We start from the raw sequence: 16,483 nt of genomic DNA, 5'->3' as shown, positions 1-16,483 counted from the left end.
CAGTTGACTATAATGTTAGTATTTTCTTATCTTTGGCTTCTTTGAACCAAGTAGGTAACTCTTTCATAATCTTTTCATATAATTCTGTATCTGATATTTCATTTATATCTTTCAAAGAGAAAAAATTAGCATTGTCTATTACTCTCCCTGGTATATTATCTAGTAACTCTAGAAATTTAAACCTTTCATTGCCAACACCTACAAATTGCCAAAAGATAGGTTTATCAGAAGCTTCTATTATTACTTTTTTAGCTTCCTCTTTATCTGAGTTATCTCCATCTGTAATAAAAATTACATATGTTGGATTATTATTCTTTTCAATATTCATTGTAAGATTAATAATGGCTTTCATTATTGAAGAATAATTAGTTCCTCCATATACATACTTGTTATATAAATCATTTTCTTTAACATAATTAAAAAAATTATCCATAGTCACATTTTTTTCTTTGAAAAATTTATGATTAAACAAATAAAGTTTTAACTCCCCATCATCATCAAATTTAAGAGCCATTGGTAGTAATCTATTAATAACATTTTGAATTGTGCCATTTATATACAAGTTTGAAGTTGAACCAGAAGCAGCAATTACGACAATAACATTAAATTTAACATTATTTATTCCCTTGAACTCTTGTTTTGTTAAACAGATATTGCTTATAGCTTTTTTTCTTAAATCAACTTTAGTTTTTGCTGATTCTAAATCTGTATCTAAATTTTTATTAGATTCATTACAATTTTTCTTATTTCTAAAATTAAATATGTTTTTCATAGCAATCTCCTTGGTTTTAATTAAAGCTTTTATTAGGATTTATTGATTTCATTTTTATATCTTCTTCTAAATTCAAAAGCTCAATTATTAAACTACTTTTTAAACAATCCTTTTCATAAAGCTCTCTTATCCAGTAATAAAATTTATACTTATATTCAGCTGTATAAACATAATTAGGTAAATTATCATAACTGCTTAATAGTTCATCAAATTTTTTTAAAGCTAAATTAACATTAATTTGATTCATAGATTCACCCTTTATATTGTTCAAATTTTGAACAACTTCTAAAAATTATTTTATTATTAACCCATCTCTGTAATCTTCTGATTTCTCTACTAGAATTATCCCTATCATATACCATTATAAATGGGTCATAGCCTAGCTCCTTTAGCTTATATACTCTATATAGGTTTTCTTCCATTGTAGTATCATAATTAACTAAGACATAAACCTTAAGTTTTTCATATCCCAAATTTGTTTCTTTTTTAAACCATTCCAATTTAGGTATTATTTTGTCAGTCTCACCCATAAAATCCCAAGCGAAGTGAATTCTATCTATCTTAATTCTTTTTATTTTTTCTATATTCTCTTTAGTTAATAGTCGTGCATCTAGACCCTGCGAAAAATCTATGTATGCTTTTGTATAAATTAACTGGTCCAACAATTCAAGATGCTCTTTAGCAGCTAATAAATTAGCATCTAGTAACTTAATTTTTCTTTGTCCTTTCCAAAATTCTTCTATGTTTGCAACTTTTATCGCTCTTATACCCTCTTTTTCTGAAACAATACAAAATGAACATTTTCTAGGACATCCCCTTGTTAAAAATCCATAAGACATATTTTTTATATCATACAAACTATAGTCAGGATATTGATGTTCTATTTTATCATTCAAAGGTTCTCCACCTGATGGATAATAATAGCCTGTCCCACCTTTTATAATTTCTCTAGCTTTTATATTCCAAAAATAATCTTTAGAATTTGTAAATACTTTACTCATATACACTCTGTCTAGGTTTGTTGAGAATAGTGGTTCATACCATTCTACACTGTCCCCTTGTTCCTTATGCCAGGCTGCTATTTTCATTAACACTAAATTTGGAAAGTTATGCCCATCAACATCAATTAGTCCAACCTTCAATACAATCAATTCTCCTTTAAAATTTTATATATATTGTTTCCATCATATTTGTACCTAATAGTAAAATATTTATTAACTATTTCTTCTATTCTATTGTAAGAATGATTATTAGAAGCTATATTTTTAATTTTTTCACTAACTGCAAATCTCTTTAATACTAATGCTTTTTTCTCATATTCTTTTGCTATTCCTTTGAAATAGTCTATATATGGAGAACTAATAATGTATAACTCTGAATGAATATCTTTTACTATATATTTTCGTTTTGGACGATTACCATTAAAAACACTTAAGTCTAATTTTTTTATATCATCCTCTCCTTTCATATATGTATATAATTCTTTAGCAAAATTTAAATAATTTTCTATAAAATCATTCTCCTCAAATCTAACAATAAATGTATGACAAGAATAATAATATCTAGATACAATTAATGTATATTTGTACATAAAATCTCCTCATATTATGATTTATCTTTTTAGTAAGTTTCTATTTTCATACTTATTTCCTATAATTTCACTTTTATCAAGCCAATAAATTAAATCTTTTCTTATATATTCACTATCTAGAGGTCTGACATAAAAGCCAATATGTTTATTTCCACAGGGTTGATGATATTCTCCAAATTCAATTATTCCAAGTCCTACATACTTATTTTTTAATATGTCACCCATACATGCATCCTTACCTTGAGAGTCATATCTATCTGTATAAAACAATATATCTTTTATGTTAATTTCATCTTCTAAAAGTATTTTAAGAGGTATCTCTGAATAACAATACATAGTTTTTTTATCTTCATCCCATACTTTACACTTTGAGAAAAACATGATGATATCCCTTTCCTAATTTCACATAATGTTGACTTCAATATTACTCTTTATCTTCCTATTGCATTTTTAAATTGTAAGTATAAATATATAGGAGCTAATAGAAAAAATAATAAAATCATCCCAAAACATACTATTCCTATAATCTCAGACTTTTTAGTTGGCATGTATTCTTGTTTGTCTGAAAGAAAATCATCTATTGATGTTAGAAATAACATAGAATTATTACTTCCACATTCTTCATATATAATTAATTTTTCAGGACCTTGTTCTTTACCATGATAATAATTATCTTCTTTATCCGTATATATTAATGTGTACAATCCATTTGATTTATCTAAAACCTTAAATTTTCTATCTTTATTTATTGTTTGTTTCATATTTTCATTATAAATATCTTGTAATTTACCGTTTTCAACTGGTAAGCTTATTCCTACCACTCTATAATCTTTATATGTTTTATCTTTATATATGTAGTCAGTTTTTACTATATCACTCATTTTACCTCCTTATATTTGATACTTAATAATCATTATAATAATAGAAACTACCATAACAGTAATAAGAAATAGTGAAGCAAATAAAAGCTTCAAAACTTCTATATTTTTTCCTTGAATAAACTCTTGATTTACTGAAATAAATTCCTTTATTGATGTAGCAAATGCTCCTGAAGAATCATGTAGATTTTTATATATAACTAATTGTTCAGGATTTTGTTCCTTATCATGGTACAATTCACCTTTAATATCTTTGTATATATTATGCTTAGAAAAATTTGATTCATATTTAATATAAAAAGAGCTATATTTATAAATTTCATTTTTCATATTTTCATCATATATACTTTGTAATTTAAATTTATCAACAGGAATGCTTGTTCCTACGGTTACACATTTATTTCCATTATTAACATTTTGATAAATAAAACAGTTCCTCACCATATTTTTCATATTATAACTCCTATATTCCAAATGTTATTATCCATATAATGTAAAGTATTAAAAATAAAAACATCAATTTTGCTATCGTCCAGGTAGAAGCTAGAATCTCATGTAAAGATTCTATGTAATTTGTTTTTTCTCTAATAATAGAAGTGAATTTATTTAAATCCATTGCTAATATATAATTAGAATCAGCTTCCTTTGTGTATATAACTAATTTACTTGAACTTTCTTCTTTATCATGATAATAATTATTTTTTATATCTTTATATATTTCCATATTTGAAGTAAATCCATATTTACATAGTTTCTTTTTTAAAGTTTTATCATAAATTTTTTGTAACTTATATTGTTTAGTTGGGATACTTATTCCAATAGTTTTATAGACATCATTATTCTTATTATCTTTATAAGTAAAAGGACATTTTATCATTTAATTTCTCCTATAATTAATTTAAATACTTGATATCTCCCAAAAGAATCAAACTTATATTTTGTATGATTCTTTTGGCTTCATATAATTATGAAATAAAACTTACATTCTTAAGAACTATATTTACACTACCATCAGGATTTTTACTTATTCCATATTTCATTGGGTTTTCAAAATCTGATAAATTTCCTTTTATTTCAAAGCCATTATCTGTTTTTACATTTCTCTTTTTAAGCTTTTTTTCTATCCATTTTTTATCAATTTCAAAGCTTTTATCTACATTTTTTTCTTCTAAACGTTCTTTTAGATTTTCTTTTAATTCATCATCCTCTATATGAGTTTCAATGAATTCATTAACATCTATACTATTTTTTTCTTTTAACTCATAATTTAATAAACTTCTAAAATCTTCTGCTTGTTTTATATCTTCCTTCAAAGAATTAGTTATCCAATTTTCAACTTCATTTTTAAACATTTTTGTTTTATATTTATCATCATAAACTCTGTCAGCACATAGAAAATCAGTAACAAATTTTGATTCTTTATCTTCTTTTTCAGCATCCTTATCTAAAAGCATTAGATGATATTCATCATTTATCCCACTTACTCCTATTATTGCTGCTTGTTTATGACTTACTACAGCTGAAATGGCAACCTCATTTGGAGACATTTGAATATTGAATTTATCATCAATATAATTTATTGAATGATTATACAATTTTTTATACTCTAGCTTTAATATAGCTATATTTGTTTCATTCTTTGTTGAATACAAGCAAATTGCTAAATCACAAGAATTTATATCTGAAGACACTGACATAATATCAAATAGATATGATGCAATTTCTTTTGAATTATCTATAAAAGATTCTTTATTATATATAATTTGTTCACAACATTTTTTTATTAAATTATCATTATATTCTTTAAACAATCCTTTTCTCAAACTATCATCTTTTAAAACCTTCTTTATTGCTTTTGTAAAAAATATTTCCATATCTTGATTTATTTGTCCCTCAAAATCATTCAGTACTGGGACATCACTATTTTTATCTAAAACATGTATTATGAATTTTTCTATTACCATTTGGTAACACCATCCTTTTATTTTAAATTTACTATTACATTTATATTGAACTAATCAACTTCAACTGTCTTTTGTAACATTTTTATTAAGCGTCTATAAGCTCTAGGGTATATTACATCCCTACTAATAATTATTATGTATTCTATTATTTTCTCTTTATACTAATGGGGTATAATTCATAATTTAGAATTTCCACATATATATCTTCTGCACTTAAATTCCTCTTTTGTAGGATTGAATAACTCAGAAGCCAGGACATTTACACATTCAGTATTATTTAAAATCCCCCACCAAAGACTGTTTATATTATGATAAACTTTTACTCTTTGAAGCCTTCCATTGTATCTAAAGTATTTTATATCCCCATTAAAAATAGTTTTATTGTCTCTATCAACATTATTTAAACTATTATCACATGTAGTTCCATCAAGTTCTCCTAAATCAAAACATATATCATTTTGAGAATGATGTTTTGACATAACATAATCATATTTAATTTTGTTAATAGCCAATTTAAAATCTATGTCTACAATATGTCTAGCTTCAGGAACTAGATTTTCTATAAATTCAGCTATCTTTTTTGTTTCATTTATGTACATAAGTCTTGTTAAATAAGAAGCTCTATCAAATTCAAAATAATAACTATCTAGTTTATTATTTAAATTATTGCTTTGAAAAAATTGAATTAAAAATCCATGTTTGAATACAGTTGAAATAAACTCTAAGTTTTCTTTTATACCATATACTCCTCCTCTATCTTCTTCACTATATTCTGAAATCATAGAATGTAAAAAATCTTCTTCATTTTTTAGATTATGGTCTATAAAAGTCCAATATCTGTTATTTGAATTGGATAAATGTCTAAGAACAATATCTTTTTTAGATTTATAGAAACTATTAAATTTTACATTGTTATTATTAGAAATATTAAATCCTCTTTTTTTCATAAAGTTCAATACTTTCTCTAGAAGAATATAATGTGATAAATTGAAAATTTCCTTATCACTAGACTTTTCATTTGTATTATTTATAAAGCTGAAGCTAAACAAATTTTTATTTATTTTATACGAATAACCCTCCATACTTTCCCTCCTCTTTTTATTACTATAAATATTTAATTCCAAAATGGAGCAGTTTCAAAATTCTTTTCATTATTCATGATTTCTACTATGTGATAATTATGTAATGTTCTATTTTTATGCTTTTCTATCCAAATAATAAAGGCTCTTCTGTAGTCTCTACTGTATACATGCTCAGGTAATCCATCCCATGATTTTAGTATTTCATCAAACTTTTTAATAGCTTGTAATTCATTTACTTTACTCATTTTTTCTCCCCCCAGATTTTTAAATTTAACCTATTTTCACTAAGTCTAAATAACTTCTGCAGATATACATATATAATATCGAGGATTAACCATACTTATTTCCTCTAATGTATCACTGTAAAACCTACAAATACTTTTAATCTCTTCAATACTAATCTCAATATATTCATCTGTTTTATTTACTATAGTTCCAATGACATAGCTCTTTTTAAGTTCGTGATTATATTTACTACATTTCAAACATACAACTTGTCCTTTTTCTAATTTATTATTCATATTTATACCTCTAGCAATTAACAGTATTAAATTCTTTTAATGCACTTAGTATTTCTTTTGATAATCTTTTTCTCACTTTCCCATCTTCTTTATAGAAATTACCTTTATACAAAGTAATTTCTTTAGACCTAACAAAATATTCTCCATTAATAATACTTCTATAAAATATCTTTATCTGTGTAGCTTGTATATCCTCTGTTATCTTTAGATATTCATTTCCTATATAGCCTTTAATTACTTTTATCTCTATAGTATTTTTATTAAAATCTTCTTTATTTCTAACTGTATAAAAACTATTATTTGTTAATATATTTTTATTTATTGCTCCAACTTTAAATGGTATACCTGAATCAAACATATTCTTCTCCTATCATATATTTATTTATATAAATATTTATTATATATACATATATATAAATTTATATTTGATATAATAAATATGAATATTTATCAAATATCTTATTTATTATTTATATCTTATTAAATACTTTTATAATTCCAGATTCTAATATGGAATTTGGGGTCATATTCTTATGAATAGTTAATTCTCTTATTCTTGATATTTCATTTTCAGTTAATTCTCTTTTAATTTTCTTTGATATATAGTATTTTGCTTTATAACTTCTATTTGTATCTAAAAGCCTCTTTTTATCTTCGTAATTCAGATTTCTGTATCTTTCTTTTTGTTTCTTTTTATACTGTTCTTTATTTTCTTCTCGATATTTTTTAGTTATTTTAAGACTACAAATCTTACATGTTGAAGAATGTGTATTTTTAGATGCTGACAAGTAGAAGCTTGAAATAGGCTTTACAAAACCACAATAAGGACAAATCTTTACATTGTTACTTATAAACTCAAGATAAAGTTTATTTTTTTTTACTTTATTTAGAATAAAGTTATGATATTCTTCTTTATTTTCTTTTTTTTTAAAATCAATTCTTACAAGCTCAGATATATAATTGTTAAGTTCTTCTTCACTTAAATATCCTGCTATCTCAAAACTCTCAAGTATAGCATGATAAATACTGTTACATTTCTCTCTACAATATTTAATCACAATAAACTCCCCCTAAGATTTATATAATATATTCTCTATTAAATGATATCTTTAACTTCAAATACAATATATTAATGATATATATAGAAATATATTATTTTTATCTTTTATATAATATATTTCTATTAAATGATATTTCTATTATTTCTTTGAAATATATATCTTCTTTATATATATCACCTTTTCTTACTTCATTTAAAAATTCTTTTCTTTTTTCTTTATTATATATATTTGTATAATCTATATATGCATTAAAATACATAAAATCTATATCATTCTTTATTTTTATATCAAATATTTTCCCATTTTTATTTATTTTTATATTAAGTGTTTTTCTTGTCTTATCTGATATTATTCTAGATATATTTCTTAATTCTATTGCATTACTATCCTTATTAAATATATCTAGCTGTTTTTTTATTTTTTCTATAAATATTAGATTTATATACAATTTTTTCTTATTATTTTCAATACATATCGTTGCTTCTTTTTCTACTTCATCATTAAAATCCACAATAGCATTATATATTTTAGTTAAATCAACTTTACTTATATTGTATAAATCATAATTTAAAAGTATATTATTAACATCTGGTTCTTTATCTTTTAAAAATAATCTTTCTGATTTTTGTCTGCAAATTTCATCTCTAATTAAATGATTATTTGTTTTTAAAATTGAACTTTTATCTTCTTCACTTAAATTTAAATTTTTCTCATCAAATTTTATTTTTTCTATAATACGATTTAAAACTGAATCTGTAAAAAGTAGCTTATATTCACATATCTTATATCTTCTAACATCTTCCATTGCTAAAAATTTAAAGTAATCTGTTGGTGCATATCCACTACTATAGTAAAAACTATCGTTTTTACAATCATAAATACCTGCAAAATACATTTTTTTAGAGCTAGATTCATCTGAAAAATATAAATATTTTACGTAATCATTCTTTGATGCAATCTTACAAATATATTTTGTGTTTACTCCATTGTCAATTTCCTCAAAAAATCCATCTTTACCATTTTTCATAAAATTAACTAAGTTTAACATCTTATTCCCCCCTAAAATTTATAAAATACTGTATTCAAAATTTCTTCTTTAATTCCGTAAGTATATATTTAATCATATAATTAAATATATACTTACGGAATTTAATATCAACTTCCAGCTATATTGATTATGATATTATCTTTGGTCAAAATTGTCAAGGGAAGCTTATAAACAAAAAAAGACATTCTTAAATTAAGAATGTCTTTTTTTATCATTATTTAATTAGTTGAAAACGGAACTTTGATAAGAACTTGTATTCTATAATATCTTTGATTTGATACAACTTTACTTGAACCTCTCTTCACATCCATATATTTTCCTGATTCTTTGAGCTTTTTTATTTTATATTTGCATTCATCAGAAGAAAAATATTTGGGGCTTATATTATTCCAATAGCATTTTATATTATCCACTAAGATTATACTTTTCATATCTTAAATACTTCCTTTCTACTTTATCCTCTACAATATCCTTTATCCTTTTTTTCTTTAACACATAATTCAAAACAATTAATAGCTTCTGTTAGAGAGTTACATTTTTTAATTTTTACAATTCCTCTCTTCCCTTCTTGAATATCAAAATATGCAATTCTATATTCTTTTTTATGATTTGTATGTAATTCTATTAAATAATATTGTTTTTTCTTACCCATTACACGATACAATTTTTTATGTGATAAAAGCTGTACTCTTCCCTGGTAAAATAAATCTTCTTTCTTTCTCCAGTCTGGTATTTTTATACTTACTAAATCATTTTTACACATTTTACTCTTTACACCTTATCAACATATTATAAAGTGTAGCTCCTTTCACTTGATTTATTTATCTATCTTTACAAAATTAAATTCTGTTTTTTGAATAGAATTAACAATTTCACAAACTTCTTTCCAAGTACTTTTTCTTCCTTTTTTAGCTATATATATAAATAAAATATGTTTAACCTGATACCTTGATATATTACCTTTCTTTGATACATTATTATTAAGAAAATTACTATTAAGACCACTACAATTCTTTACCTTACATTTAACTATTTCTACATTATTTAACTCATATTTTATCTTTTTATTTAATATAACTACCATTTGCTTTAATGTTTCCATTTGTTTTTTTACTGCTTCATCAGTTATGTCTTCCCTTAATCTAACTGCATTACTTAATGACCATTCAAATGATAACATCCTCATTTAAACCACCTCATTTTGTTATATTTGTATTTTTGAAAATAAAAATAAACCTATAAAAACAATATTATTTTATAGGCTCATTATTATTAGTATATAAATATATTAATTATATATATGTTAATTAATATATGATATCTAATAATATATATTTATTAACATATATATTTATATAATTGTACAGATATATATGATGTTACAAATATTTGAAAGGAATATATTTTACTATGGATGAATTAAATTTACCAGAATTTACTGTTATGGATAAAGTAGAAACTTTAGATAAGATAATATTTTATGTAATCCCCAAGTATTATCCTTATTCATGCCCTGTTTGTGGTGGAGCTTTAACAAAACATGCTAGAATTGAAAGAAGAGCTAGAGATATAAACATTTCAAATAAAAATGTTATGATTATAATAAAAGCTTTTAGATTTAGATGCTTAGAGTGCAATAATGTTTTTACACAACAGTTTAATTCTATACACTATAGGGATAAGGTTACTATAAGATTAATTACATATATAAAATCAAAAGCTTTAACAATACAAAAAAAACAAAATGCAACACTTTCAAAAGAGCTGAACCTTTCAACATGCACAATAAAAAACATAAGGAAGCTATAAAATCTATTTTAAGGCACAAAAAAGCTTTCAGATACTTGGTTATTAAAGAAGTATTTGAAAGCTCTCTAATGCTTATTTAAAAGCTTGTTTTCTTCGCACATTTGTTCTCATATTAAATAAATCTCTTAATTCGCTTTATATAAAACTTTAGCAATTTTATCTGAAGCTCCTTTATCCATTTCTTTTAGAACATGTGAATATATATTTAATGTTGTACTTATATCAGCATGACCTACTCTTTGAGATATTACATTTATAGGAATTTTTGACATTATAAGTAAAGTAACATGTGAATGTCTTAAATCATGAAATCTAATATGAGGTAAATTATTATTTTTTAAAAATCTATTAAATTTCTTACTTATAACATCTTCTGCTATTGGTTTACCTTCTTTATCAAAAAATACTAGGTTATATTTATTTTTAATACTACCTTTTTTTAATGTATTTTTCATCTGTTTCAATTTACATTCTTTCAACAGGTCCATGATTTCTTTTGGAGCTGAAACCATTCTTGTAGAACTCTCTGTCTTTGGCTCTTTTAATAAAACCTTACCTTTTGTTCTACTTGTTATTTTATCTATAAGTATTGTATTCTCCTCAAAATCAACATTATCCCAAGTAATTCCTAATATTTCAGAAAGTCTAAAACCTAATCCTAGTGCTAAATTTATTGCTATTTTCATTTCGATATTGGCATTATTACATGATTCTATTAAATTAAGCATCTGCTCTTTATCATATATATTGTTTTTATATTTTTTTGCACGAGGAGCTTCTATATCATCTATAAGATTTTCATCTATTAACTTAAGCTTGTATGCTCTTTTAATTACAAGTTTAAGTATATTTATATGCACACGTATAGTTTTAGGATTTAAATCATCAGATAATAAATCAATATAATCTTGTATATGTATCGCAGCCAGCTCACTTAATTTATATTCTCCAAGATGTTTTATAATATGATTATTACATATTCTTGAATAACTATCATATGTACTTATACAGATATTTTTTTTATGACTTTCTAAAAAATCTAAAACAAATTCTCCAAAAGTAATATCATTAGAATATAAAGTCTTATCTTTTTTAGAGTTATTAATTTCATTTACAATTGAAAAATCTTTATTATATATCTTTTCCTTAATTTCATTTAACTTTTTATTTGCATCTCTTTTTTTAGAAAAAGAACCCATATTTTTTTGCTTTCTTTTTCCTAGATTATCTGGATATTCTAAATAAACTATAAAATTCTTATTTCTTTTTCTTACAAAAGCATTTACCAACATTTTAATATCTCTCCCAATTTTATTGTTTATTAACTAAAATATTTATATTTTTATTATAACATATATAATAGTTAATCATTATTTTTCAATATCTTTAATACTAGAAATATATTTTTTATCAAAACTAGATACTTAACTGTGTCATTAAGTTAGTTATTAGAAACAAAAAATTTATTTTTAGTAGTAATCTCTTATGTATATTTTAATAACTTAATCATTTACTTATAAATTAATTCATATTGTATGTCATTTTTATTTATAACCTTTTTAAAGTGAAATATTGAATCCTTCTTTGAAAATTCTTTATAACTTCTATCACCTAAAATATCATATTTCTTATTTAATAAGACCTTTTTTAAAATATGATTATCTTTATCTATAAAAAACATGTAACTAAAGTTGGCTTCTATTTTATTACCTTCTAAATCTTTATTATCCTTTGTTTTTTGTGGATTATATGGATATATAGATATTTTATCAAAGTTTGAATTAACTAGCTTTGACATATCAACTACACCTATATTTTCTATATCATTTATAATTTTATTTTCCAATTCAAAATCTATATTTCTAATTTCTTCATTTAACTTCGATTCTAATTCTAATTTTTTAACATGATAATAAAAGTTAAATATTGAAAATGATATTATTAAAATTGACATAATAGTTGCTATTATTTTAAACTTTTTATCCATATCTTTATATGCTTTTTCAATGCCTTCATTTATTGCTACTTCATAAATTATACTTCGTTCACTTTCATTACAATCTATTACTTTTTTAGAATTATAATTAATCATACTTTATCTCCCTATTATCTATAATATTATTGTTTATCCAATTCATATTTTTCATTATCATTTTGGATTTTCTTTAATTTAAAAATAGCATTTTCTTTTGTAAACTCTTTAAAGCTTCTATCATCTAAAATATTATATTTCTTATTTAAAAGAGATACTTTAACAACTTTACCATCTTCATCCTTGAATAATATACAATTAAAGTTATCTTCTAATATGTTATTATCTGGCATAGATAGTTTATATGTTTTATCTATCATCTCACTATTAAATGGACAAATGGATATTTTATCAAAACTTATATCAACCAAGTCACCAAGATTAATAGACTCTTTGTTTTTTATTTTTTTTATAATAGTATCCTCTAATTTATAGTCCAATTTACTTGATATTATAAAATTATTTGACTCTAAATCACTCATTTTTCCCATATTTAATAATCCATATAAGAAGAGTATAAGAAAAAGAACAATAGCCCCAAGCCAAGGTAAAAAAGTTCTGTTCATATAGTCATAAAGAAACAAACGTTTCCTCTTATGATAACTATCATTTTTTAAATCCTCCATATACTCTGATACTGTAAGATTAAAAAAATCTTTATTATTATTGCTATTTTCTTTTTTTTCCTCTTTAAATCTCATATAATATCCCCTTTCATTTTTATCATTATAATAGTATGGTACTTATATGTGGCTTCACAACCTCATCCCTTTATTTTTTCAATTTGTACTTTTCATTGCTTTTATCGCCAACTTTTTCAAATTCGAATATTGCATCTTTTCTTAGAATTTCTTTATAACTTCTATTTTCTGATATATCATATTTTTTATTTAGGGTTATACTTTTAACTGGGTTATAGTCCTTATCTACAAATACTATAAAGCTAAAACCTTTTCTTGGAATTTCTTCGTCATATATTTTTACAACCCTTGAACGGCTTATTGTAGCTATTTGACTAAAACGCTCTAGCATAGAATATGAATAATAGATACATAATTTATCAAAATCAAAATTTAGTTTTGATAAATTCATTTTTTTATTTTTTTTAATATCTGATACTATTTTTTCTTCTAGTTGCAAATCTATATTAAAATTTCTCTCTCTTAAATATACTTCTCTTGAAATGTTATTTTTATTTTTAGCAGCTTTATTTGAGCTAGCAGCTTTGCCTACTACTACACAAGTAAATATAAAAAAAATCGATAAAATAATAATTATTATAAGATTAAAACTATAGACACTTATATTCTTTTTTCCCATCATTATATCTCCTTAAAGTTAATTATTTAATTTATAAACAGTTTCATCAGAATCTTGTATCTCTTCAAAGTTAAAAACAGTATCTTCTAATAAATAACTACTATAGTTTCCTCCATCTAAAAAATCATATTTTTTATTTAAGGCCATCACTTTAACAACATTATGATTTCTATCATAGAATACAAAATAATTGAAATCTTCCCTTGGTATTCCTCCATTTACTGCCTTAATTCTATAAAGTAAATTTTTAAGGTCCAGTTTAGATTTAATATTTTCTAGCATGTGATAAGTGGAATTAACATTCTCTAACAAATGATAAGAAGAATAAACTTCTAATTCATAAAAATCAGATTCTAACATTGCTTCTAAATTTAAACTTTTTTTAGACTCAATACATGATATAATTTTATCTTCTAATTTAAAATCTAATCTATATCTATCTAAACTAGCTTTTTCTTCATAGGCTATTGAAGAATTTGAATAATTTTTCAAACTTATAAACAACATAAAATAGATAAATAAAATTATAAATATTGCAAAAATAGGAACAGTAATGTTTATAATCATATTTTTTTGTTTCGTATTCATGCATACCCTCCTTAAGTTAAAAGCTCTTTAAAATTTTGAGTATATAATATCATAATTTTTACAGGTCCATGATGCTCTTGAAATACCATAGTAAATTAATAACTAGATTTATTAAAAAAAATGTGTATAATCTTTGATTACACACATTCTCTCTTTTATCATAATTATAAGTTTATGTCATTAATACAATTAGACATATGTTATTCTTCTTTTTACAAGTTCAAGTCATTCCATATAATTTCTTGGCTAAATGCAAAAAGCTTATATTCTTTCTTTAACATATCTACTAGTGTCTTAGTAACATCTATATATTGCATTACAATTAATTTAATTCTTTCACTAGGAATAAATTTTAATAATCCTAACATATTAGATAAGTAAATGGGATTACATTTTATAAATATATCTAATTCTCCAGCTGAAGCTAATTTAGATATAGTATGTCTAACTGAAAAACTAGAAATATTATTAAATAAAAATACAATATCTTTTCCATCACTATAGTCCATTAATTTCTTTATAATTTTAAACCAATCCATAGTCAAAAATGTTATATCATTAAAAATGCTGGTTGTTATATATTCACTTTTCCCAATTGGTTTAATTAGCTCTTCTACTTTAATATCTTTAGTATTCAATAACAATGAATGCTTCTTACCATTTGCTTTAAAAACTGCATTTCTAAAATAAAGTATATTTGTAAAATCTACTACTAAGAGGTTCTTTTTATCCATTAATCCTATAAATTCCTCAATTAAATCAACTAAACTATTATCTGTTCCTGCAACAAATATATGTAACTTTGATTTCATGCCTAATAATACCTTTTTTTCATCCTCATCAAATTCTACTTTAGAGGAAGCATTATATGTATCAGCCATTCTATAGTACTTTAGGAAATTTAACTGTGTCTGAGTATATTTATGTCTTTCTTTTTCTAACTTATTTAGAAGGATAGTTATATTTTCATTTGCTTTATCTATTTTATCTTTGTTTTCATTAACTATCTCAACTATCTTTTCTTTATGTGCTTCTACAAGAATATCCATATCCTTTTGCTTAATTTCTATTAAATTATTTAATTCTTCTATGCCTTTTTTTAACTCATTTATTTCTTTATTTTTTTCTATTTCTACTTGTTTTTCTTTCTGAGATAATTCAGATATCAATTTACTCTTTGAATCTATTTCTTTTTTCAGTCCATCAATTTCATTATTTATGTTTTTTTCTTTTTCAATTAATTCTTTTTTCTGCTTTTCTATTTCTAGATTCATTTTTTTTATCATTTTATTATTAGAATCAGATATTTCTTCTATTTTTAAATTTTTTTCTTTTAATAATTCTTCTTTATCCTCTATAGTCCTTTCTAAGCCCCTTACTTTAACTTTTAATGCATCTATATCTCCACCAAAATCTGGTAGGCTTATATTGTCATTAATGTCTATTTCATCATATTCTATCTCTTTTATTTCTTCTTCTGAATTATCTATATCTATATCTTTGAATAATTCTTCTTTTTCCTCATTTTCTTGTGAAAAGCTCAATAAATCTAATAATTCAATATCATTTTTAAAAAACAATAATTTGTTTTCATCAATATTTATATGTTTAGTATCTTCTTTGAACTTTTCATTTAAATATATCTTGATATAACTACCAGTCCTTGCAATTGTATTTAATTTTATAATTAAAATATCTAAATCATTCTCTAAAGAATAATTAATTAAATCTGAAAATGGTAAATTTTCTTTACCTAATTCTGTACCAGCTATTAATATCACATAAACACCACCTTTATAAAAATTATAGATATATAT

Annotated in this window: 25 protein-coding genes; 1 reads left to right on the top strand and 24 read right to left on the bottom strand. The window is 23.1% G+C overall.

Annotation, left to right across the window (positions count from 1 at the left end; all coding sequences use genetic code 11):
* Window positions 1-7: 7 nt before the first annotated feature.
* The 18 genes from ACTG46_RS19640 to ACTG46_RS19555 all read right to left on the bottom strand — a co-directional run bounded on the left by ACTG46_RS19640 (window position 8) and on the right by ACTG46_RS19555 (window position 10,103).
* A complete protein-coding gene (locus ACTG46_RS19640) occupies window positions 8-772 on the bottom strand; it encodes a VWA domain-containing protein (protein ID WP_479924122.1) in 765 nt (254 codons plus the stop codon).
* Window positions 773-788: 16 nt separating this feature from the next.
* A complete protein-coding gene (locus ACTG46_RS19635) occupies window positions 789-1,019 on the bottom strand; it encodes a hypothetical protein (protein ID WP_479924121.1) in 231 nt (76 codons plus the stop codon).
* 4 nt (window positions 1,020-1,023) lie between these two features.
* Entirely contained in the window at window positions 1,024-1,914 is an 891-nt protein-coding gene (locus tag ACTG46_RS19630; protein ID WP_479924120.1) for a radical SAM protein, read from the bottom strand.
* Window positions 1,915-1,919: 5 nt separating this feature from the next.
* Window positions 1,920-2,363 carry a hypothetical protein gene (locus tag ACTG46_RS19625; RefSeq protein WP_479924119.1) on the bottom strand — a complete coding sequence of 148 codons (444 nt, stop codon included), beginning with the start codon at window positions 2,361-2,363 and terminating at the stop codon, window positions 1,920-1,922.
* Window positions 2,364-2,384: 21 nt separating this feature from the next.
* On the bottom strand, window positions 2,385-2,744 hold the full coding sequence (locus ACTG46_RS19620; protein ID WP_479924118.1) for a hypothetical protein: 360 nt from the start codon (window positions 2,742-2,744) through the stop codon (window positions 2,385-2,387).
* A 50-nt stretch (window positions 2,745-2,794) separates the two neighbouring features.
* The gene (locus ACTG46_RS19615; protein ID WP_479924117.1) at window positions 2,795-3,244 is read right to left on the bottom strand and encodes a hypothetical protein; all 450 of its coding nucleotides are present in this window, start codon (window positions 3,242-3,244) and stop codon (window positions 2,795-2,797) included.
* Between the two features lie 9 nt (window positions 3,245-3,253).
* Complete coding sequence (locus ACTG46_RS19610; RefSeq protein ID WP_479924116.1) at window positions 3,254-3,694, bottom strand: hypothetical protein; 441 nt, start codon at window positions 3,692-3,694, stop codon at window positions 3,254-3,256.
* Window positions 3,695-3,704: 10 nt separating this feature from the next.
* On the bottom strand, window positions 3,705-4,118 hold the full coding sequence (locus ACTG46_RS19605; protein WP_479924115.1) for a hypothetical protein: 414 nt from the start codon (window positions 4,116-4,118) through the stop codon (window positions 3,705-3,707).
* Between the two features lie 88 nt (window positions 4,119-4,206).
* Entirely contained in the window at window positions 4,207-5,205 is a 999-nt protein-coding gene (locus ACTG46_RS19600) for a nucleoid-associated protein (protein ID WP_479924114.1), read from the bottom strand.
* Window positions 5,206-5,381: 176 nt separating this feature from the next.
* The gene (locus ACTG46_RS19595) at window positions 5,382-6,287 is read right to left on the bottom strand and encodes a hypothetical protein (protein ID WP_479924113.1); all 906 of its coding nucleotides are present in this window, start codon (window positions 6,285-6,287) and stop codon (window positions 5,382-5,384) included.
* A gap of 32 nt (window positions 6,288-6,319) precedes the next feature.
* Window positions 6,320-6,532 carry a hypothetical protein gene (locus ACTG46_RS19590; RefSeq protein WP_479924112.1) on the bottom strand — a complete coding sequence of 71 codons (213 nt, stop codon included), beginning with the start codon at window positions 6,530-6,532 and terminating at the stop codon, window positions 6,320-6,322.
* A 45-nt stretch (window positions 6,533-6,577) separates the two neighbouring features.
* Window positions 6,578-6,808, bottom strand: coding sequence for a hypothetical protein (locus ACTG46_RS19585; RefSeq protein ID WP_479924111.1), 231 nt, complete (start codon window positions 6,806-6,808; stop codon window positions 6,578-6,580).
* Window positions 6,809-6,818: 10 nt separating this feature from the next.
* Entirely contained in the window at window positions 6,819-7,166 is a 348-nt protein-coding gene (locus ACTG46_RS19580; protein ID WP_479924110.1) for a hypothetical protein, read from the bottom strand.
* A 112-nt stretch (window positions 7,167-7,278) separates the two neighbouring features.
* Window positions 7,279-7,866 (bottom strand): hypothetical protein, encoded by a 588-nt coding sequence (locus ACTG46_RS19575; RefSeq protein ID WP_479924109.1) that lies wholly within the window; start codon window positions 7,864-7,866, stop codon window positions 7,279-7,281.
* A gap of 100 nt (window positions 7,867-7,966) precedes the next feature.
* Window positions 7,967-8,917 carry a hypothetical protein gene (locus ACTG46_RS19570; protein WP_479924108.1) on the bottom strand — a complete coding sequence of 317 codons (951 nt, stop codon included), beginning with the start codon at window positions 8,915-8,917 and terminating at the stop codon, window positions 7,967-7,969.
* A 218-nt stretch (window positions 8,918-9,135) separates the two neighbouring features.
* Complete coding sequence (locus tag ACTG46_RS19565) at window positions 9,136-9,348, bottom strand: hypothetical protein (RefSeq protein WP_479924107.1); 213 nt, start codon at window positions 9,346-9,348, stop codon at window positions 9,136-9,138.
* A gap of 23 nt (window positions 9,349-9,371) precedes the next feature.
* Window positions 9,372-9,680, bottom strand: coding sequence for a hypothetical protein (locus ACTG46_RS19560; protein WP_479924106.1), 309 nt, complete (start codon window positions 9,678-9,680; stop codon window positions 9,372-9,374).
* A 54-nt stretch (window positions 9,681-9,734) separates the two neighbouring features.
* Window positions 9,735-10,103, bottom strand: coding sequence for a hypothetical protein (locus tag ACTG46_RS19555; protein WP_479924105.1), 369 nt, complete (start codon window positions 10,101-10,103; stop codon window positions 9,735-9,737).
* Window positions 10,104-10,327: 224 nt separating this feature from the next.
* Between ACTG46_RS19555 and ACTG46_RS19550 the strand changes: the two genes are divergently transcribed.
* Window positions 10,328-10,726: a transposase family protein gene (locus ACTG46_RS19550; RefSeq protein WP_479924104.1), complete on the top strand. Its 399-nt coding sequence runs from the start codon at window positions 10,328-10,330 to the stop codon at window positions 10,724-10,726.
* 125 nt (window positions 10,727-10,851) lie between these two features.
* On the opposite strand, the gene ACTG46_RS19545 is transcribed toward ACTG46_RS19550, so the two are convergent.
* The 6 genes from ACTG46_RS19545 to ACTG46_RS19520 form a co-directional block, all read right to left on the bottom strand.
* A complete protein-coding gene (locus tag ACTG46_RS19545; protein WP_479924103.1) occupies window positions 10,852-12,018 on the bottom strand; it encodes a tyrosine-type recombinase/integrase in 1,167 nt (388 codons plus the stop codon).
* 218 nt (window positions 12,019-12,236) lie between these two features.
* On the bottom strand, window positions 12,237-12,818 hold the full coding sequence (locus ACTG46_RS19540) for a hypothetical protein (RefSeq protein ID WP_479924102.1): 582 nt from the start codon (window positions 12,816-12,818) through the stop codon (window positions 12,237-12,239).
* A 26-nt stretch (window positions 12,819-12,844) separates the two neighbouring features.
* Window positions 12,845-13,459 (bottom strand): hypothetical protein, encoded by a 615-nt coding sequence (locus ACTG46_RS19535; RefSeq protein WP_479924101.1) that lies wholly within the window; start codon window positions 13,457-13,459, stop codon window positions 12,845-12,847.
* A gap of 70 nt (window positions 13,460-13,529) precedes the next feature.
* Window positions 13,530-14,078, bottom strand: a complete 549-nt coding sequence (locus tag ACTG46_RS19530; protein WP_479924100.1) for a hypothetical protein — start codon at window positions 14,076-14,078, stop codon at window positions 13,530-13,532.
* Between the two features lie 18 nt (window positions 14,079-14,096).
* A complete protein-coding gene (locus ACTG46_RS19525; RefSeq protein ID WP_479924099.1) occupies window positions 14,097-14,666 on the bottom strand; it encodes a hypothetical protein in 570 nt (189 codons plus the stop codon).
* Window positions 14,667-14,878: 212 nt separating this feature from the next.
* Window positions 14,879-16,447 (bottom strand): zinc ribbon domain-containing protein, encoded by a 1,569-nt coding sequence (locus ACTG46_RS19520; protein ID WP_479924098.1) that lies wholly within the window; start codon window positions 16,445-16,447, stop codon window positions 14,879-14,881.
* Window positions 16,448-16,483 lie beyond the last annotated feature (36 nt).

The sequence above is a fragment of the Clostridioides sp. LIBA-7678 genome, from assembly GCF_056716065.1.
This window is presented reverse-complemented; position numbering and strand designations above follow the sequence as displayed.